18 protein-coding genes are annotated in these 18,359 nt (G+C 76.6%); 14 read left to right on the forward strand and 4 right to left on the reverse strand.

Annotated features, from left to right (window positions below; translation table 11 throughout):
• Positions 1–8 precede the first annotated feature (8 nt).
• Both ACI8AK_RS06365 and ACI8AK_RS06370 read left to right on the forward strand, forming a co-directional pair.
• Positions 9–236 (forward strand): hypothetical protein, encoded by a 228-nt coding sequence (locus ACI8AK_RS06365; RefSeq protein WP_387991665.1) that lies wholly within the window; start codon positions 9–11, stop codon positions 234–236.
• A gap of 291 nt (positions 237–527) precedes the next feature.
• Positions 528–2,690: a glycoside hydrolase family 15 protein gene (locus ACI8AK_RS06370; RefSeq protein ID WP_456955548.1), complete on the forward strand. Its 2,163-nt coding sequence runs from the start codon at positions 528–530 to the stop codon at positions 2,688–2,690.
• 39 nt (positions 2,691–2,729) lie between these two features.
• Here ACI8AK_RS06370 and ACI8AK_RS06375 read toward each other — a convergent pair whose 3' ends face one another.
• Entirely contained in the window at positions 2,730–3,197 is a 468-nt protein-coding gene (locus tag ACI8AK_RS06375; RefSeq protein ID WP_387991660.1) for an SRPBCC family protein, read from the reverse strand.
• Between the two features lie 196 nt (positions 3,198–3,393).
• Between ACI8AK_RS06375 and ACI8AK_RS06380 the strand changes: the two genes are divergently transcribed.
• Together ACI8AK_RS06380 and ACI8AK_RS06385 are read left to right on the forward strand one after the other, a co-directional pair.
• A complete protein-coding gene (locus tag ACI8AK_RS06380) occupies positions 3,394–4,359 on the forward strand; it encodes an oxidoreductase (RefSeq protein ID WP_456955549.1) in 966 nt (321 codons plus the stop codon).
• Between the two features lie 58 nt (positions 4,360–4,417).
• A complete protein-coding gene (locus ACI8AK_RS06385; RefSeq protein WP_456902896.1) occupies positions 4,418–5,632 on the forward strand; it encodes a cysteine desulfurase-like protein in 1,215 nt (404 codons plus the stop codon).
• Positions 5,633–5,640: 8 nt separating this feature from the next.
• Here the strand turns inward: ACI8AK_RS06385 and mftR are convergent, their stop codons facing one another.
• A complete protein-coding gene (gene mftR, locus ACI8AK_RS06390; RefSeq protein WP_456950260.1) occupies positions 5,641–6,252 on the reverse strand; it encodes a mycofactocin system transcriptional regulator in 612 nt (203 codons plus the stop codon).
• 133 nt (positions 6,253–6,385) lie between these two features.
• On the opposite strand from mftR, the gene mftA reads away from it, so the two are divergent.
• The 3 genes from mftA to mftC are packed head-to-tail and all read left to right on the forward strand — an operon-like array spanning position 6,386 to position 8,062.
• Entirely contained in the window at positions 6,386–6,523 is a 138-nt protein-coding gene (gene mftA, locus ACI8AK_RS06395; protein ID WP_387991648.1) for a mycofactocin precursor MftA, read from the forward strand.
• A gap of 13 nt (positions 6,524–6,536) precedes the next feature.
• Positions 6,537–6,830: a mycofactocin biosynthesis chaperone MftB gene (gene mftB, locus ACI8AK_RS06400; RefSeq protein WP_387991645.1), complete on the forward strand. Its 294-nt coding sequence runs from the start codon at positions 6,537–6,539 to the stop codon at positions 6,828–6,830.
• Positions 6,827–8,062: a mycofactocin radical SAM maturase gene (mftC, locus tag ACI8AK_RS06405; protein WP_387991642.1), complete on the forward strand. Its 1,236-nt coding sequence runs from the start codon at positions 6,827–6,829 to the stop codon at positions 8,060–8,062. The genes mftB and mftC overlap by 4 nt, the downstream gene beginning before the upstream one ends.
• Positions 8,063–8,327: 265 nt before the next feature.
• Here mftC and ACI8AK_RS06410 read toward each other — a convergent pair whose 3' ends face one another.
• A complete protein-coding gene (locus ACI8AK_RS06410; protein ID WP_387991639.1) occupies positions 8,328–8,819 on the reverse strand; it encodes a pyridoxamine 5'-phosphate oxidase family protein in 492 nt (163 codons plus the stop codon).
• Positions 8,820–8,909: 90 nt separating this feature from the next.
• Here ACI8AK_RS06410 and ACI8AK_RS06415 point away from each other — a divergent pair, with 90 nt between their 5' ends.
• The 3 genes from ACI8AK_RS06415 (at position 8,910) to ACI8AK_RS06425 (ending at position 12,457) form a co-directional block, all read left to right on the forward strand.
• The gene (locus tag ACI8AK_RS06415; RefSeq protein WP_456902894.1) at positions 8,910–10,166 is read left to right on the forward strand and encodes a multidrug effflux MFS transporter; all 1,257 of its coding nucleotides are present in this window, start codon (positions 8,910–8,912) and stop codon (positions 10,164–10,166) included.
• A 38-nt stretch (positions 10,167–10,204) separates the two neighbouring features.
• Positions 10,205–10,888, forward strand: a complete 684-nt coding sequence (mftE, locus tag ACI8AK_RS06420) for a mycofactocin biosynthesis peptidyl-dipeptidase MftE (RefSeq protein ID WP_456902893.1) — start codon at positions 10,205–10,207, stop codon at positions 10,886–10,888.
• Positions 10,889–10,954: 66 nt separating this feature from the next.
• Positions 10,955–12,457: a purine-cytosine permease family protein gene (locus ACI8AK_RS06425; protein ID WP_456955551.1), complete on the forward strand. Its 1,503-nt coding sequence runs from the start codon at positions 10,955–10,957 to the stop codon at positions 12,455–12,457.
• A 5-nt stretch (positions 12,458–12,462) separates the two neighbouring features.
• Here the strand turns inward: ACI8AK_RS06425 and ACI8AK_RS06430 are convergent, their stop codons facing one another.
• The gene (locus ACI8AK_RS06430) at positions 12,463–13,476 is read right to left on the reverse strand and encodes an iron-siderophore ABC transporter substrate-binding protein (protein ID WP_456955553.1); all 1,014 of its coding nucleotides are present in this window, start codon (positions 13,474–13,476) and stop codon (positions 12,463–12,465) included.
• 81 nt (positions 13,477–13,557) lie between these two features.
• Here ACI8AK_RS06430 and ACI8AK_RS06435 point away from each other — a divergent pair, with 81 nt between their 5' ends.
• The 4 genes from ACI8AK_RS06435 (at position 13,558) to ACI8AK_RS06450 (ending at position 18,236) form a co-directional block, all read left to right on the forward strand.
• The gene (locus tag ACI8AK_RS06435) at positions 13,558–14,097 is read left to right on the forward strand and encodes a cysteine hydrolase family protein (RefSeq protein ID WP_456955555.1); all 540 of its coding nucleotides are present in this window, start codon (positions 13,558–13,560) and stop codon (positions 14,095–14,097) included.
• Positions 14,094–15,527, forward strand: coding sequence for a mycofactocin biosynthesis glycosyltransferase MftF (gene mftF, locus ACI8AK_RS06440; RefSeq protein WP_456955557.1), 1,434 nt, complete (start codon positions 14,094–14,096; stop codon positions 15,525–15,527). Before ACI8AK_RS06435 ends, mftF begins: the two co-directional genes overlap by 4 nt.
• A gap of 80 nt (positions 15,528–15,607) precedes the next feature.
• Positions 15,608–16,930, forward strand: a complete 1,323-nt coding sequence (locus ACI8AK_RS06445; RefSeq protein ID WP_387992420.1) for a phytochrome sensor protein — start codon at positions 15,608–15,610, stop codon at positions 16,928–16,930.
• An 82-nt stretch (positions 16,931–17,012) separates the two neighbouring features.
• Positions 17,013–18,236: an MFS transporter gene (locus ACI8AK_RS06450; protein WP_456955559.1), complete on the forward strand. Its 1,224-nt coding sequence runs from the start codon at positions 17,013–17,015 to the stop codon at positions 18,234–18,236.
• The last annotated feature ends 123 nt before the right edge of the window (positions 18,237–18,359 follow it).

Here is an 18,359-nt window from a genome sequence, read left to right on the forward strand (position 1 = left end):
GGGGCGTCATGCAGATCGACAAGGACCAGATCCTCCAGCTGCTGCGCTCCCAGGGCGACGACGCCAAGGCGCAGCAGGCCGACCAGGACCTGCCCGGCCAGGTCGACACCGACCAGCACGCCGGGATCCTGCAGAAGCTCGGGCTGGACCCGGGCGACCTGATCAAGATGATCAGCGGCGGTGGTGGCCAGGGCGGCGGCCTCGGCGGCGCGATCGGCGGGATCCTCGGCCGCTGAGCCGGCCGTGCACTCCCGCGCAGACACCCCGGGCGTCTCCGCGGGAGTGCGTGCGGTCCGGCCGGTGGTCGTGGCCACCCCGGCTCTCCTACGGTGTGGTGCACACCACACGACGACGGCCGGACGGGGGCCGGTCGTGCCCGGCCGGCCGCGGCACCACGACGGCGGCGCTCCACCGGCCGGTTCCGGGACGGAGGACAGCCGGTGAGCCCGTACGACCTGCCCCACACCCCGCCGCGCCGCAGGCGCCTCCGCGGAGCGGCACGGCCGAGGGGGTCCGGGAGGCGGCCGGTGGTCGGCGGCGCAGTGGTCGCCGGCGTCCTCGTGCTGGGTGTGGTCGTCCCCGCGTCGGCGCAGGCGGCGGACGCGGCGCCCGGGTACCCCGGGGAGGCGGCGACCTGGTCGCCGGGGGACAAGGACGGCTTCGGGACGGCGATCGGCGCCCTCGACAGCACGGTCTGGTACACGCTGAACGACGGCACGCTCAGCGAGGTCTACGCCCCGCGGATCGACACGCCGAGCTCCCGGGACACCCAGTTCGTCGTCACCGACGGCGCCACCTTCGCCGAGCGGGAGGACGAGGCCACCGACTCCGTCGTCGAGCTGGTCGACCCGCGGGCCCTGGTCTACCGCCAGGTCAACACCGCGCAGAGCGGCCGCTACCGGATCACCAAGACCTACACCACCGACCCCGACCGGTCCGCGGTGCTCGTCGACGTCCGCTTCGAGTCCCTGGACGGTCAGCCGTACCAGGTCTACCTGCTCCACGACGTGGGCCTGGGCCTGAACGCCAACGACGACACCGGCCGCTCCGCCGACGGGCGGCTGCTGGCGACCGACGGCGCGCTGAGCAGCGCCGTCACCGTCTCGGGCGGCCTCACCGACACCTCCAGCGGCTACCTCGAGCGCAGCGACGGCTGGTCGGACCTGCGCGACGACTTCGTCCTCGACGACAGGTGGGACGCGCCGACCCCCGGCAACGTGGTGCAGATCGGCCGCACCGGCCTCACCGGCACCGGCGGCGGGCAGCGACTCACCCTGTCGCTCGGCTTCGGGACGACGGAGGACGACGCCGCGCAGGCCGCCGACCGGGCGCTGGACCGCGGCTTCGACGACGCCCTGGCCGCCTACACCGCAGGCTGGCACGACTACCTCGACGGCCTGGCGCCCGTGCCGGCCAGCGCCGAGCGGTGGCGCACGGAGTACGACGTGTCCGCCATGGTCGTCGCGGCCAGTGAGGACAAGACCTTCCGCGGCGGGTTCATCGCCTCCCCGGGCAAGCCGTGGGCCTGGGCGGACGAGCTGCAGCACTTCCCCGTCTACCACGAGGTCTGGTCCCGCGACCTGTACCAGCACGCGACCGCCCTGATCGCGATGGGCGACGAGGCGGCCGCCGAGCGCGCGCTGGACCACCTGTGGACGGTGCAGCAGCGTCCCGACGGGTCGTTCCCGCAGAACGCGCGCCTCGACGGCGAGGCGGTCTTCGGCGGGCTGCAGATGGACGAGGTCGCCCTGCCGATCGTGCTCGCCTGGCAGCTCGGCCGGACGGGCCCGGAGGACTGGGAGCGGGTGCGGCTCTCGGCGGACTTCCTGGTGGCCGAGGGGCCGGCCACCGAGCAGGAGCGGTGGGAGAACCTGAGCGGGTGGTCGCCGAACACCATCGCGGCCGAGATCGCCGGCCTGGTGACCGCGGCCGAGATCGCCCGCGGCAACGGCGACGACGCCCGCGCCGACACCTACCTGGCCACGGCCGACGGGTGGCGGGCCGGGCTGGCGGAGTGGACGGTGACGACCACCGGCCCGCTGTCGCCCGAGCCGTACTACCTCCGCATCACCGCCGACGGGGACGCCGACGCCGGCACGCAGATCCAGATCGCCGACGGCGGCCCGCTGGTCGACCAGCGGGAGGTGCTCGACCCGAGCTTCCTCGACCTGGTCCGGCTGGGCATCGTGCCGGCCGACGACCCGGTCGTGGCGAACACCCTGCGGCTGATCGACGAGCAGCTGGCCTACGACACGGCCAACGGCCGGTTCTGGCACCGGTCGAGCTTCGACGGGTACGGGGAGAAGGCCGACGGCACCCCGTGGGAGTCGGTGGACCCGGGTTCGCGGGAGACGATCGGCCGTGGTTGGCCGCTGCTCACCGGTGAGCGCGGGGAGTACGAGCTGGCTCTCGGTGGCGACGCCGCCGCGAGTGCCCAGGAGCGGCTGGACACGATGGCCCGCTCGGCCGACGACGCCTCCTCCTTCCTCGCCGAGCAGGTGTGGGACGACCAGCCGCCGTCGGCGGAGGGGACGGAGTTCGTGCCGGGGGAGCCGACGTTCTCCGCGACGCCGCTGTCCTGGAGCCACGCGGGCTTCATCCGGCTGGCGCACGCCGTCGACGCCGGACGTCCCGTGGACACGCCCGACGTCGTGGCCTGCCGGTACGGGACGTCGCTCTGCCCCGACTGACGCGCTCGGTCCGGTGCCCTCCCGCGGGAGGGCACCGGATCAGGCGTGCTCCGCGATCCGCTTGATGGCGGCGAGCGTGGCGGGGATGCCCTCGTGCGCGGCGCGGGTGCGCTGCTCGATCTGGCGCTGCGCGTCCTCGCCGTAGCGCTCCGCGAAGAACTCCTGACCGGCGGGCAGGAACTCCCACGTCTCGGTCAGCCGGGTGCCGCCGTCGACCGGCTCCATCAGGTAGCCCCAGCGGACCAACCGGCCGCCGACGAGCCAGGCGAACTCCCGGCCGCGGTCGGCCGCCACCACCTGGCTGCGGCTCTCCCAGGTGCGCTCCGGGGTGACGTTGCGGCCGGTGAACCAGTCGCCCACCGCGCCCGTCGCGCCCTCGTCCCACCAGCAGGCGGCGCAGACCGGGCTCCACTCGCCGGTGCGGGTCACGTCGCTGACCAGGTCGTAGACCTCCTCCGGGGAGGCGGCGACGACGACCGAGTCCGAGTGCGTCAGCGAGGTGGTCACCCGGGGAGTCTCGCACCGCCCCGACGCGGCGGTCCCCGTGCGCCGGCCTCGCGGTGACACGCCGGCGACACGCCAGTGACACGCTCGGAGCGGTCCACGACACGCCCGATCCCGTTCCACGACCCGTGACGGACGCGCCGGGCGGCGCCCTCGGGCCGTGTCGGCCGGCGTCCGGCCGACCCTAGCTTCGCGGGGCATGAGGACCACCACGACGAGGGCCGGACGGGTCCTCCTCGGAGGCCGGGCGGTGCACCGCGTGGGGTTCGGCGGCATGAAGCTCACCGGGCCACGGGTCACCGGCCCCCCGGCCGATCGGGGCAGGGCGCTCGCCGTCCTGCGCCGGGCCGTCGAACGGGGTGTCGACCACGTCGACACCAGCGGCCTCTACGGGCCGCACGTGGTGAACGACCTGATCCGCGAGGCGTTGCACCCCTACCCCGAGGACCTGGTCATCGCCACCAGGGTCGGCGCCCGCCGGACGCCGGACGGCGGCTGGGACGAGGCGCTGACGCCGGGCGAACTGCGCCGGTCGGTGGAGGAGGACCTCGAGCACCTCGGGCTCGACGCGCTGCACGTCGCCAACCTGCGGATGCCGGGCCTCGGGGAACCCGCGGAGCGCCCGCTCGGGGAGCCGCTCGAGGCGCTGGACCGGCTGCGGCAGGAGGGGCTGGTCCGTGAGCTCGGCATCAGCCACGTCACCACCCGGCAGGTCGCCGAGGCCCGCGGCATCGCGCCGCTGGCCTGCGTGCAGAACCACTACAACCTGATCCACCGCACCGACGACGCCCTGGTCGACGACCTGGCCCGGGACGGGATCGCCTACACCGCGCTGGAGGGGGTCTCCTACACGTCGTTCTTCCCGGTGGGGGAGATGGGCCCGGCGCAGGCGGCGGCCCTGGACGCCGTCGCCCGGCGGTTCGGTGTGGCCCCCGTGCAGGTGGCCATCGCGTGGCTGCTGGCCCGTTCCTCGAACGTGCTGGTCGTCCCGAGCGCCACCTCGGTCGACGAGCTGGAGGACCTCCTCGCGGCGGGCGACGTGGCACTCGGCCCCGCGGACGTCGAGGAGTTGGACCGCATCGCGGCGTCGGGAGGACCGCCACCCGGCGGCCCGCCGGTGGGCGGCGCGAGCCGCCCTGTGCGGGGCCGCGCCACGAGCCCGTGAGCGACGGGATCGCCGGTCCCGTCGCGGGAGCGGCGGCCGTGGCGGGCATGCTGCGGGGGTGACCTCAGCCGCGAGCACCGCCTACGACGTCGCCGCCGTCCGCGCGGACTTCCCGGCCCTGCGTGCCGGGGCCGCCCACTTCGACGGGCCGGGCGGCTCGCAGGTGCCGCGCCAGGTCGCGCACGCCGTGGCGGCCACCCTCGGCTCCCCGATCGCCAACCGCGGCCGGCTGACCGAGGCCGAGCGCAACGCCGACGACGTCGTCCTGGCCGCCCGCGCCGCCGTCGCGGACCTGGTGGGCGGGGACCCGGGCGGCGTCGTCTTCGGCCGCTCGATGACCCAGCTGACCTACGACCTCTCCCGCACGCTGGCCGCCTCCTGGGGCCCCGGCGACGAGGTCGTCGTCACCCGCCTGGACCACGACGCCAACGTCCGGCCGTGGGTGCAGGCCGCCGCCGCCCGCGGGGCCACCGTCCGCTGGGCCGACCTGGACCCGGACACCGGCGAGCTGACCGCCGGGGCGCTGCGCGCGGTGCTGTCGGACCGCACCCGCCTGGTCGCGGTCACCGGCGCCTCGAACCTCATCGGCACCCGGCCCGACGTCGCGGCGCTCACCGCGCTGGCCCACGACGCCGGGGCGCTCACCTACGTCGACGGCGTGCACCTCACCGCGCACGCGCCGGTCGACGTCGCCGCGCTCGGCGCCGACCTCTACGCCTGCTCGCCGTACAAGTTCCTCGGCCCGCACCTGGGCTGCGTCACCGCCGCGCCGGCGCTGCTGGAGACGCTGCACCCGGACAAGCTCCTCCCCTCGACCGACGCCGTCCCGGAGCGGTTCGAGCTCGGCACGCTGCCCTACGAGCTGCTGGCCGGGACCACCGCGGCCGTCGACTACCTCGCCGCCCTGGGCGGCCCCGGGGGCGACCGGCGCGCCCGGCTGACCGCCGGGATGGCCGCCGTCGAGGCGCACGAGGACCGGCTGCGCGAGCGGATCGAGGAGGGGATCGCGGAGCTGCCGGGCGTCACGCTGTGGTCCCGCGCCCGGCACCGGACGCCGACCCTGCTGCTCACCTTCGCCGACCGGCCGGCCGCGGAGGTCTCCCGCGCGCTGGCCGAGCGGCGGGTGAACGCCCCGGCGGGGAACTTCTACGCGATCGAGGCGTCCCGGCGGCTGGGGCTCGGCGACGCCGGTGGCCTGCGGGTCGGGCTGGCGCCCTACAGCGACGACGCCGACGTCGACCGCCTGCTCGAGGGTCTGCGCGCCGCGCTCTGACACCTCCCTCAGCGCAGGTCGGGGAAGCCCTCCGCCAGCTGGGCGAACGCCGTGCGCAGCGCCTCGGCGAGGGAGCCGTCGCCGCCGGTCAGCCACACCTCGAACGCGGTGGTGGCCGCCGCGCGGGTCGCGGTGGCGACCAGGCGGGGGAGCAGGTCGGCGGGGTCCTGGCCGCGGCGGCGGGCGACGTAGCGCGCCACCGCCTCGTCGACCTCGGCGTAGCGCAGCTGCGAGTGCGCCAGCAGCGCCGGCTCGGTGAGGATCAGCCGCATCCGCTGGCGCAGCACCGGGAGGTCGGCCTCGGCGTAGTCGTTGACCTCGACGTAGGCGCCGAACACGGCGGGCAGCACCGGGACGTCGTCGCCGGCGGCGTCCAGCAGGGCGGCCAGCCGGGACACGTGGCCGGCGAAGTCGCCCCACACGGCGTCGGCCTTGCCGCCCACGTGGCGGAAGAAGGTGCGCCGGCTGGTGCCCGCGGCGGCGGCGATCTCCTCGATGGTCACCTGCTCGAAGCCCTCGGCGGTGAACAGCTCCAGGGCCGCACGCTCGATCCGGGCGCGGGTGCTGCCGAGGCCGTCGCCCACGGCCGGCGGGACGGCGGTGATCGTCGGCGGGCTCACGCGCCCATCCTGTCCCACCCGGCCGCGCCGGTCAGCCCCTCGCCGGCCGGCGGCCCACCCCCTCGCTTGCCGGTGGCACCCGGTGTCTCTAACGTCCCCCGCATCCCGTCCCGCCGTCCTCCGGAGGCCCCGCATGCCCGAGACGACCGCCCAGACCGAGACCCAGGACGTGGCCCAGGCGGCCACTCGCGAGGCGGGAGCCGAGGAGGCGCTGGTCGAGGAGTCCCTCGTCGAGGAGGTCTCCATCGACGGCATGTGCGGCGTCTACTGAGCCGACCGGTCCCGTGATCCCCGCCGCTCCGGCCGCGGACGCCTTCGACCCGGCCCGACCCTGGCGGCGCGCCCGGTCGGTGGCGCTGCGGCCGGAGCCGTTCGGGGCGCTGGTGTACCACTTCGGCAACCGGAAGCTGTCCTTCCTCAAGTCGAAGACGCTGGTCAGCGTGGTGGAGACCCTCGCCGACCACCCCAGCGCCGACGCCGCCCTCGTGGCGTGCGGCGTCCCCGAGGCCCAGCGACCCGCCTACGTGAAGGCGCTGGCCGACCTCGCCCGTTCCCAGATGATCGAGGTGCGCGCATGACCGCCGTCGTCCCCCAGCGGCCCGCAGCGCCGGCCACCCGCCCCACCGGTGGGCGCCTGGTCGACCAGTTCGAGTACGGCCTGGACGCCCCGATCTGCCTGACCTGGGAGCTCACCTACGCCTGCAACCTGGCGTGCGTGCACTGCCTGTCCTCCTCGGGGCGGCGCGACCCCCGGGAGCTCACGACCGCCGAGGCCGAGGCGGTGATCGACGAGCTGCAGCGGATGCAGGTCTTCTACGTCAACGTCGGCGGCGGCGAGCCGACCGTGCGGCCGGACTTCTGGCACCTGCTGGACTACGCCATCGGCCACGACGTCGGGGTCAAGTTCTCCACCAACGGCGTGAAGCTGGACAGGGCACGCGCCGAGCAGCTGGCGGCCACCGACTACGTCGACGTGCAGATCTCCCTCGACGGCGCCACCGCGGAGGTCAACGACCGGGTCCGCGGCACCGGCTCGTTCGCCACCGCCGTGCGCGCGTTGGAGAACCTGGCCGAGGCCGGGATGGAGGACTTCAAGGTCTCCGTCGTCGTGACGCGGGAGAACGTCTCCCAGCTCGACGAGTTCAGGGCGCTCACCGACCGCTACGGCGCCCAGCTGCGGATCACCCGGCTGCGCCCGTCGGGCCGCGGCGCCGACGTCTGGGACCAGCTGCACCCCACCCAGGCCCAGCAGCGCGAGCTCTACGCCTGGCTGCTGGCCAACGGCGACCGGGTGCTCACCGGCGACTCGTTCTTCCACCTGTCCGCCTACGGCGAGGCCCTGCCGGGGCTGAACCTGTGCGGCGCCGGGCGGGTGGTGTGCCTGATCGACCCGGTCGGCGACGTCTACGCCTGCCCGTTCGCCATCCACGAGCAGTTCCTCGCCGGCAACGTCCGGGGCGAGGGCGGCTTCCAGCGGGTCTGGCAGCAGTCCGAGCTGTTCGCCGAGCTGCGCAGCCCGCAGACCGGCGGCGCCTGCACCAGGTGCGCGCACTTCGACGCCTGCCGCGGCGGCTGCATGGCGGCCAAGTTCTTCACCGGCCTGCCGCTGGACGGCCCGGACCCCGAGTGCGTGCAGGGGTACGGCGAGACCGCGCTGGCCGCCCGCGACCTCGACCTGGTCACGCCCAGGAGCCACCTCGACCACTCGCACACCGGCCCGGTCCGCGGCCAGCCCACGCTGCTGGGCATGCCCGCCGTCCCGGCCAAGGCCTGCGACGAGTCCCCGCTGGCCGGGCTGCAACCGGGCTGAGGTCTCAGCGGATCGGGGCGACCCCGGCGGGTCCGGGCCCGTCGGGGAGCAGGCCGGGCGCGAGGTCGGCCAGGGTCATGGTCAGGAACAGGGCGACGAGCAGGGCGAGCGTGAGCACGGGGCACCTCCGGGTGACGTGCCCCCAGGCTGACCGCCGTCCCTGACCGGGCCCGGTGACCTGCCTGGGAGTCCGCTGGGTGCCCCTGGCCCCCTCGCAGGGTCCCGGCCCGCGCGGAGCGTGGGCCGGGGGCGAGGGGGTCCTGCATCAGGGCAGGTCGACGACGTCCTTCTCGCCGGTGTCGGGCCGGGAGCCGGTGGCCTTGGCCTTGACGAAGCTCAGCGCCGTCGCCAGCCGGTTGCCGGGGCTGTCCCAGTACTCGGCGGTGTCGCCGTCGACCTTCACCAGGACGACGGAGGGGTCCTCGGGCCCCTGCGGCAGCCACGCCTCGACGCCGCTGTTCCACAGCTCCTTCTTCTTCGCGACGTCGTCGACGACGCGCGCGGTCCCGGTCAGCGACACCCAGGTGCCGCCCGAGCCGACGCCGACGTTGACCTGCGGCGAGGCCTGGACGTGGCCGAGCCAGGGGGCGTCGTGCTCGGCGAAGAACCAGAGGTCGCCGTCGAACTCGACCTCCTGCAGCGCCATGGGCCGGCTGGTCAGCCGGCCGTCGGGCATGGTCGTGGTGAGGAAGCCGAACCTCTGCCCCTTGATGAGCCCGGCGACCTTGGCGATGGCGTCCTGCGAGTCGGTGGTCATGCCCCTGCCCTTCCCCGGATCGGCCGCGCGACACGGGCGACACCCCGGCGTCCCGGAATGGACCGGCAGCCGGTTGCCTTGCGCAACGTCGTGACGACGATCCAGGACCGGCCGGCGACCGTGCCGGCCACGACCCCCGACCGGCCCGGGACCGCCCGCACCGCGCTCACCCTCGGCGCCTTCGTGGCCCTCGGGCCGCTCACCGTGGACATGTACCTCCCGGCGCTGCCCACCATCGCCGACGACCTGCGGACCAGTTCGGCCACGGTGCAGCTGACCCTCACCGGCACGCTGGTGGGCCTCGCGCTGGGCCAGCTGGTGCTCGGGCCGCTGTCGGACGCCCTGGGCCGCCGCCGTCCGCTGCTGGCCGGGACGGCGCTGCACGTCGTCGCCTCGCTGCTGGTGCTCGTCGCGCCGTCCATCGCGGTGCTCGGCGCGCTGCGCTTCCTGCAGGGCGTGGGGACGGCGGCCGGCGCGGTCATCGCGCTCGCGGTCGTGCGGGACCTGTTCGAGGGGCGGGCCGCGGCCACCATGCTCTCCCGGCTGTTCCTCGTCCTCGGCGCGGCGCCGGTACTCGCGCCGACGGTGGGCGGGGAGGTCCTCCGGGTCACCTCGTGGCGCGGTGTGTTCCTGCTGCTCGCCGTCTACGGCCTGGCGCTGCTGGCCGTCGGCTGGTTCGCCGTGCGCGAGACGCTGCCGGCCGAGCGGCGGCGCAGCAGCGGCGTCGCCGGGACGCTGCGCGGCTACCGCGAGCTGCTGCGCGACCGGGCCTACGTCGGCCTGGTGCTGGTCGCCGGCCTGACGATGGCCGGGCTGTTCAGCTACGTGTCGGGTTCCTCGTTCGTCTTCCAGGACCAGTTCGGCCTGGACGAGCAGCAGTTCGGCCTGCTCTTCGGTGCCGGCGCGGTCTGGCTGATCGCCGCCACCCAGCTCAACCCGGTGGTGCTGCGCTGGTTCTCCCCGGCGCAGGTGCTCGTGGCCGGCGTCGTCGTCGGCGCGCTCGCGGGCGCGGTGCTGGTCGTGCTCGCGGGCACGGGCACCGGCGGCCTGTGGGCGATCGCGCTGCCGCTGTGGGCGGTGCTGTTCGCCTCCGGCCTGGCGCTGCCCAACGCCCCGGCGCTCGCGCTGGCCCGCCACGGCGAGGCGGCCGGCACCGCGGCGGCGCTCCTCGGCGCGGTGCAGTTCGGCGTCGGCGCGGCGGTGGCGCCGCTGGTCGGCGTGCTCGGCAACGACGCGGTCGCCATGGGCGTCGTCGTCCTGGCCGCGCTGGTCGTGGCGATCGCGGTGCTGCTGCTCGTCGTCCGGCCGTGGCGGCTGCCCGTGGACACCGAGGCCGTCCCCGCCTGACCCGCCCGGCCGCGGGGGGATCTGCCTAGGCTGACCCGGTGCCCGACCTGGCCGGCGCCGCGTGGCCGGAGCTGCCCGAGCGCCCGCTGCTGGTCGTCCCGCTCGGCTCGGTCGAGCAGCACGGGCCCGCCCTGCCGTTCGCCACGGACACGGTCGTGGCCGGGGCGGTGGCGCGGGCCGCGGACCTCGACGGCGTGCTGGCCCCCGCCCTGCCCTACGGCGCCAGCGGCGAGCACGAGGGCTTCCCCGGCACCGTCTCCATCGGCACCGAGGCGCTGACCACCCTGCTGGTCGAGTACGGCCGCTCGGCCTGCCGCTGGGCCGGCCGGTTGCTCGTCGTCAACGGGCACGGCGGCAACCTCGACGCGCTGCGCCGGGCCGTGCCGCTGCTGCGCGCCGAGGGCCGCGACGCCGCCTGGTTCCCCTGCGGCGTCCCGGGTGGCGACGCGCACGCCGGGCGCACCGAGACCTCGCTGCTGTTGCACGTGGAACCGGCGTCGGTGCGGTCCGGTGCCCTGGTCGCCGGCGTGACGACCCCGATCGGCGAGCTGCTCCCCCGGCTGCGCGCCGAGGGCGTGCGCGGGGTGAGCCCCACCGGCGTGCTCGGTGACCCGGCCGGCGCCTCGGCGGAGGAGGGTTCCCGCCTGCTGGCCGGCCTGGCGGTCCGCCTCGCGGCGGCGGTGGCCCGCTGGGACGTGGGCGACGACGGGCGGCTGCACTAGTCCCGCGGGCCGCTGTCCCCCCGGCGCGCCAGGATGGCGGGGACACGACACGGGGAGGAGCCGCCGATGACCCAGCAGCCGGCCGTCGACCGGGGCGCGGAGGTGACCGCGGGGCGCGGCGCCGTCGAGACCAACGGCATCAACGTCATCGCCGAGGAGGAGCGCCGCGGCCGCCCGCGCCAGCTGTTCTGGCCGTGGTTCGGCGCCAACGTGAGCGTCCTGGGCCTGGCCTACGGCTCGTTCCTGCTCGGCTTCGGCATCTCCGCCGGGCAGGCGCTGGTCGCCGGGACCGTCGGCATCGTCGTCTCGTTCCTGCTCTGCGGGCTCGTCGCGATCGCCGGCAAGCGCGGCTCGGCACCCACCCTCGTGCTCAGCCGCGCCGCGTTCGGCGTGCACGGCAACCGGGTCCCCGCCGCGCTGTCCTGGGTCCTCACCGTCGGCTGGGAGACGGTGCTGGTCAGCCTGGCCACCCTCGCGACGGCGACGGTGTTCGGGCAGCTGGGGTGGAGCGGCGGGACGGCGACCCAGGTGGTCGCGCTGCTCGTCGTCGCCGCGCTGGTCGTGGCCGGCGGCGTGCTCGGCTTCGACGCGATCATGCGCATGCAGGCCGTCATCACGGTCGTCAGCGGCGTGCTGACCGTCGTCTACGTGGTGCTGGTGGCCGACGACGTCGACTGGTCGGCGGTGACCGCGGTGCCGGGCGGCTCGACGGCGGCCGTCGTCGGCGCGCTCGTGCTGGCGATGACCGGCTACGGCTTCGGCTGGGTGAACGCCGCCGCCGACTACTCGCGCTACCTGCCGCGGACGGCGTCGACCGGCGGCGTCGTGGGCTGGACGACGTTCGGCGGCGCGCTGGCCCCCGTGGTCCTGCTGGGCACCGGCCTGCTGCTGGCCGCCTCGGACCCGGAGCTGTCGGGCGCGATCGGCGCCGACCCGATCGGCGCGCTCGGCGCGATCCTGCCGACCTGGTTCCTCGTGCCGTTCGTCGTCGTCGCGGTGCTCGGCCTGGTCGGCGGCGCGCTGCTGGACATCTACTCGTCGGGGCTGTCGCTGCTGGCCGCCGGCGTGCGGGTGCCCCGCCCGGTCGCCGCCGGCATCGACGGCACGCTCATGGTGCTGGGGGCGATCTGGGTCGTGTTCCTGGCCGACGCCAGCTTCTCGGTCCAGTTCCAGGGCTTCCTCATCACCCTCGGCGTGCCGATCGCCGCCTGGTGCGGGATCTTCCTCGGCGACCTCGCGCTGCGCCGCCGCGACTACGCAGAGGCCGACCTCTACGACGCGCGCGGCCGCTACGGCGCCGTCCCGCCGGTGCCGCTGGTGCTGCTCGCGGTGGGCACCGTGCTCGGCTGGGGGCTGGTCACCAACACCTACGCCGGCTGGCTGGACTGGCAGGGCTACCTGCTCGGCCCGCTGGGGCTCGGCGGCCGCGAGGGCGACTGGGCCTTCGCCAACCTCGGCGTGCTGGCCGCCTTCCTCGTCGGGCTGCTCGGCACCCTCGCGCTGCGCCGGGGTGCGGTGCGGACGCAGGAGGCCGCCCTGGCGGCGCCGGGACGGCCTCCTGCGTACTGAACCGGTCAGCCCTGCAGCGTCTGCGCGAACAGCGGCACCGCGTTCTCGAGGGCGTACCGGGTGCCGAGGACCGAGCCGCTGGAGAAGGCGCTCACCAGCGTCTCGTCCTCGAGCACGACGGCGTTGCCCTGCTGCACCGACGGCAGCGTCTGCCACAGCGGGTTCGAGGTGATCTGCGCCGGGTCGACGAAGATCGGGAAGACGACGGTCAGCGGCGCGTCGAGCAGCGAGACCTGCTCGTCGGAGACCGGGACGAAGAAGCCCTCCGTGGCGAGGTCCTGGATCGCCGGCTTGTTGGCGAAGCCCAGCGCCTCCATGAAGTCGACGCGGGTGTCGCCGCGGACGTAGGCGCCGAAGCCCTCGGAGGTGTACGCGCCGACGGCGACCTCGGTGCCGTCGAACGCCGGGTTGGCCGCGGCGGCGTCGGCGAAGCGCTGCTCGAGGTCGCTCTGCAGCTGCGCGGCCTCGTCGCTCCTCCCGAGCGCCTGCCCGACCAGCTCGAGCTGCTGCTGCCAGGTGGTCACGTACTGCTCGGCGCCCTCGGGGATCCCGACGGTCGGCGCGATCGCGCTGAGGGAGTCGTAGCGCTCCCGGGTGCCGTCGGAGCGGGTGTCGAGGATGAGGTCGGGCTCCAGCGCGGCGATCGCCTCGAGGCTGGGCTCGAGCGTCTCGATGATCTCCGGCGCCTCGTCGTAGAGCCCCTCGGCCCATGGGCCGACGCCCTCGCCGCCGAAGCCGAGCCAGTCGCTCGCGCCGACCGGCTGCACGCCCAGCGCCAGCGCCGTCTCCGCGTCGGACCAGCCGAGGGCCACCACGCGCTGCGGCTCCTCCTCGATCTCGACGTCGCCGAAGGCGGTGCTGACGGTGACGGGGAAGGCGCCGTCACCGCCGGCCGCGGGGGAGGACGCCGAGGAGTCCGCCGTCGAGCCCCCGTCGTCGGAGCCGCAGGCGGCCAGCGCCGCGGCGGTGGTGAGGGCGGCCGCGGCCAGGGCGGCGCGCCGGGTCAGGGGACGGGACATGGACGGTCTCCTTCGGTCGGTCCGGGTAAGGCTAGCCTGACCAAACCTGGCCACCGCGCCGCGGGCGGTTAGGGTCCGGCCGTGACGCACCCCTCCGGCTGGCTGGTCGTCGTCGACCCGCAGCGGGTGTTCGCCGACCCCGGCTCCCCGTGGGCGGCGCCCCGCTACGAGGAGGTGCGCCCGCGCATCCGGCGCCTGGTGGCCGCCTTCGGCGACCGCGTCGTCCTCACCCGGTTCGTGGCGCCGCGGGAGCCCGCCGGCGCCTGGGTCGACTACTACGAGCGGTTCCCGTTCGCGCTGCAGCCGCCCGACGCCCCGCTGTGGGACCTGGTCGAGGACCCCGGCCCGGCCCGGGTGCTCACCGCGACCACCTTCGGCAAGTGGGGCCCGGAGCTGGCGGAGGTGGTCGGCGCCGGGCCGATGACCGTGGCCGGTGTGGCCACCGACTGCTGCGTCGTCTCCACGGTGCTGCCCGCCGCCGACGCCGGCGTGCCGGTGCGCGTGGTCGCCGACGCCTGCGCCGGCAGCACCGACGACGACCACCGGAAGGCGCTGGACCTCATGGGCCTCTACGCGCCGCTGGTCGAGGTCACCACCACCGACGACGTGCTGGCGGGGTGAGCCTCCCGCCGCCACCGGACGCCCGGCTGCCCGACGGCTGGGCGGTGCGGCTGGACCCGCGCACCCGCCGGCTGGAGGACGGCGCGGCGCTGCTGGGCGGCTCGCCGCTGCGGCTGCTGCGCCTGGCGCCGCGGGCCCGCGACCTGCTCGCCGGCGACCGCCTCGTCGTCACCGGCCCGGCGTCGGCGGCGCTCGCGGCGCGCCTGCAGGACGCCGGGGTCGCCGTCCCCGAGCCCGCCGGCCCCGCACCCGGCCCGGACGGCGTCACCGTCGTCGTCCCCGTGCGCGACCGCGCCGCCGGCGTCGCCCGCCTGCTGGCCGCCCTGCGCGCCGACCCGGACACCGCCACCGTGCGCGTGCTCGTCGTCGACGACGGCTCGGCCGACACCGCCGCGACGGCGGCGGCGGCCGCCGCGGGCGGGGCCGAGGTGCTGCGGCACGACCGCTCGCTCGGGCCCGCCGCCGCGCGGAACACCGGGCTGCGCGCCGCGACGACCGACGCCGTCGCCTTCCTCGACTCCGACTGCGTGCCCCGGCCCGGCTGGCTGGCGACGCTGCTCCCCCACCTCGCCGACCCGCGGCTGGCCGTCGTCGCCCCGCGGATCACCGCCCTGCCGGCCGCCGACCCCGGGTGGGTGACCGCCTACGAGACGGCGGTCAGCGCCCTGGACATGGGCCCGGACCCGGGGCCGGTCGCGCCGCTGTCGGGCCTGTCCTACCTGCCCAGCGCGGCGCTGCTGGTCCGGCGGGCGGCGCTGGGGGAGGGGTTCGACGCCGGCATGCGGGTGGCCGAGGACGTCGACCTGGTGTGGCGGCTGGCCGCGGCCGGCTGGCGGGTGCGCTACGAGCCGGCCGCCCGCGTGGACCACGAGCACCCCTCGGCCACCGGGGCGTGGCTGCGCCGGCGGGCGGTCTACGGCACCGGGGCGGCGCCGCTGGCCGCCCGGCACGGCCGCGCCGTCGCGCCGGTGGTCGTGAGCCCGTGGTCGGCCGCCGCGCTGGTCCTGGCGCTGGCCGGCGGGCGCGGGGGCCGGGTGCTGGCGGCCGCCGTCCTCGGCGACGCGACGGTGCGCCTGGCGCACCGCGTCGCCGGCCCGGGCCGCCGGCCGCCGTACGGCCTGGCCGCGGCGCTGGTGCTGCGCGGCACGGCCGCGGCCGGCCGCACGCTGGCCCGCTCGGCCACCCGGCACCACTGGCCGCTGACCGCCGTCGCGGCGCTGGTCTCCCCCCGCGCGCGGCGGGCCGCGCTGGCCGTCGCCGCCGCCGACGCCGTCCTCGCCTGGTGGCCGCACCGGGCGGAGGTGGACCCGGTGCGCTTCGCCGCCGCCCGCCGGCTGGAGGACCTGGCCTACGGCGCGGGGCTGTGGGCGGGCGCGCTGCGCCGCCGCGACCCGGCCGCGCTGCTCCCGGCGGCGCCGCCCCGTGTCTGAGCTGCGGACCGTTGCCTGGTGCAATCGTGCGATCCGGGTCACCATGGGCGGGCCATGACTCTCAGCCAGGGGAGAACGCCGTGACCGGCGCCAGCCCGTGGCTCGCGCTGCCCGAGGGGCGTCCCACGCCCGGGCTGACCCGCCGCCTCCGCGCGGCCCACGAGACGCTGGTGACGCGCGGCGCCCCGCCGCCCCGGCCGGACGTGCGGTCGGTGGTCTGGGACTCCTGGCGGCGCAGCCTGGGCAGCGGCGTCGACCCGGACGGGCAGGGCCCGCCGGTCGACCTGCTCGACGACGACCTGGCCGCCTACCGCGCCGCCCACCCGCTGGCCCCGGTGCTGCCGGTGATCCGCCGGCTGCTGGTCGAGGACGCCGAAGCGGACCGGATGATCGTCGCGGTCACCGACGCCGACGGCCGGATGCTGTGGGTGGAGGGCGACCGCCGCCTGCGCTCGCTGGCCGAGACCATGAACTTCGTCGCCGGCGCCCGGTGGTCCGAGGAGGTCGCCGGCACCAACGCCCCCGGCACCGCGCTCGCCCTCGACCACCCGGTGCAGATCTACGGCAGCGAGCACTACCGCCGCCCGGTGCAGCCGTGGAGCTGCTCGGCCGCGCCGGTGCACCACCCGGTCACCGGGGTGCTGCTCGGCGCCATCGACGTCACCGGCGGCGACCACGTGGCCAGCCCGCACGTGCTCACCCTCGTCCGCGCGACCGTGGCCGCCGTCGAGTCGGAGCTGCGCTGGCTGCACCGCGAGGAGCAGCGCGACGCCGCCCGCGGCCCCCGGCCCGCGCCGCCGGTGCGGCCCGCCGCGCCCCGGCTGGACGTGCTCGGCCGCGAGCGCGCCCGGCTGACCCTGCCCGGCGGCCCGGTGGAGCTCTCGCTGCGCCACTCCGAGCTGCTGCTCCTGCTCGCCGAGGCGGCCGCCGCGGGGGAGGGCCGCAGCACCGAGCAGCTGGCCGCCGAGTGCCACGCCGGCGACACCGCCGCGGTCACCGTGCGCGCCGAGCTGTCCCGGCTGCGCCGGCTGGTCGGCGACGACCTGGTCGGCTCGCGCCCCTACCGGCTGCTGCGCCCGCTGGAGACCGACCTGGAGGCGGTGCGCCGGCTGCTCGACCGGGGCGCCGTCGCCGCGGCGCTGGACCGCTACCCCGGCCCCGTCCTGCCCCGCTCGACCGCGCCCGGCGTCGCCCTCGCCCGGCGCCGCCTCGTCACCGCCCTGCGGGGCGCCGTGGTCGCCAGCCGCCGGCCCGAGCTGCTGCTGCGCTGGACCGCCCTGCCCGAGGCCCGCGACGACGCCGCCGCCTGGCAGGCCTGCCTCGAGGCGCTGCCGGCCGGGTCCCCGCGCCGCGGCGCGGTCGCCGCCCACCTGCTCGCCCTGCGGCGGACCTCCCGCGCCTGACCCCTGGGGGGCGTGGGGCGGAAACGGTCATCTCCGCCACCCCGGGGAATACGGACCGGCGACGTTCACTTGGCAGGGTCACGTGAGTGCCAGCACCGCCGCCCCGCCCGTTCCCGCGACCCCGTCCCTGGCCACGCCGCGCGTGGCCGTCGCGCTGGTCGCGCTCGCGCTCGGCGGGTTCGCGATCGGCACCACCGAGTTCGTCACGATGGGGCTGCTGCCCGACATCGCCGACGGCGTCGGCGTGGACATCCCGACGGCGGGCCACGTCATCTCCGCCTACGCGCTCGGCGTCGTCGTCGGCGCGCCGGTCATCGCCGCGCTGGGCGCCCGGCTGCCCCGCCGCGCCCTGCTCGTCGGGCTCATGGCCGCCTTCCTCGCCGGCAACGCGCTGAGCGCGCTCGCCCCCGGGTCGGCGTCGCTGCTGCTGGCCCGGTTCGTCAGCGGCCTGCCGCACGGCGCCTACTTCGGCGTCGCCTCGCTGGTCGCCGCGTCGCTGGTGCCGCCGTCGCTGCGCGGCCGCGCGGTGAGCACGGTGATGCTCGGGCTGGCCGTGGCCAACGTCGCCGGCGTCCCCGCGGCCACCTGGCTCGGGCAGACGCTGGGCTGGCGCTCGGCCTACTGGGCCGTGGTGGTCCTCGCCGCGCTCACCGTCGCGGCCGTGCTCGCCGTCGTCCCCTCCACGCCCGGGGCCCGCGAGGCCAGCGTGCGGGCCGAGCTCGGCGCGCTGCGCCGCCCGCAGGTGCTGCTCACGCTGGCCGTGGCCACCGTCGGGTTCGGCGGCATGTTCGCCGTCTACAGCTACGTCGCGCCGCTGACCACCGAGGTCACCGGCCTCTCGCGCGGCGTCGTCCCGTGGGTGCTGCTCGCCTTCGGCATCGGCGGCGTCGTGGGGACCGCGCTCGGTGGGCGGCTGGCCGACATCGCGCTGTTCCGCTCGCTGGTCGCCACCCTCGTCGCGCTCGCCGTCCTGCTGGCCCTGGTCGGCCCCGCCGCCGCCACCGGCCCCACACTGCTGGCCGCGATCTTCCTGCTCGCGGTCGCCGCGTCGACGCTGGTCGTCTGCCTGCAGCTGCGGCTGATGGAGGTCGCCGGGGAGGCGCAGATGCTCGGCGCCGCGCTCAACCACTCGGCGCTCAACGCGGCCAACGCCCTCGGCGCGTGGCTGGGCGGCGTGGTCATCGCCGCCGGGTACGGCTACACCGCGCCGAGCGTGGTCGGCGTCGGGCTGGCGGTCCTCGGCCTGGTCGCGCTGGCCGGCAGCGCGGCGCTGCGGCGGCGGGAGCTGCGCGCCGTCGCCGCCTGAGGCGCGCTGCAACGGCCCTGCAACCTCTCCGCTGCGGCCAATGAGCGTGCATCCAGCCGCGCCCGCGGAGGGATGACCGAGCAGTCTCCGCACCTGCGGACCGGCAGGTCACCCGGTCAGAGG

This window comes from Geodermatophilus sp. SYSU D00867 (assembly GCF_054050315.1).

Bases quoted from the DNA above. Each gene is read 5' to 3' on its own strand.
- ACI8AK_RS06365 (WP_387991665.1), top strand. From the start codon at position 9: ATGCAGATCGACAAGGACCAGATCCTCCAGCTGCTGCGCTCCCAGGGC.
- mftC (WP_387991642.1), top strand. From the start codon at position 6,827: ATGACCGCCGTCGTCCCCCAGCGGCCCGCAGCGCCGGCCACCCGCCCC.
- mftA (WP_387991648.1), top strand. From the start codon at position 6,386: ATGCCCGAGACGACCGCCCAGACCGAGACCCAGGACGTGGCCCAGGCG.
- ACI8AK_RS06425 (WP_456955551.1), top strand. From the start codon at position 10,955: ATGACCCAGCAGCCGGCCGTCGACCGGGGCGCGGAGGTGACCGCGGGG.
- ACI8AK_RS06410 (WP_387991639.1), bottom strand. From the start codon at position 8,819: ATGACCACCGACTCGCAGGACGCCATCGCCAAGGTCGCCGGGCTCATC.
- ACI8AK_RS06380 (WP_456955549.1), top strand. From the start codon at position 3,394: ATGAGGACCACCACGACGAGGGCCGGACGGGTCCTCCTCGGAGGCCGG.
- ACI8AK_RS06430 (WP_456955553.1), bottom strand. From the start codon at position 13,476: ATGTCCCGTCCCCTGACCCGGCGCGCCGCCCTGGCCGCGGCCGCCCTC.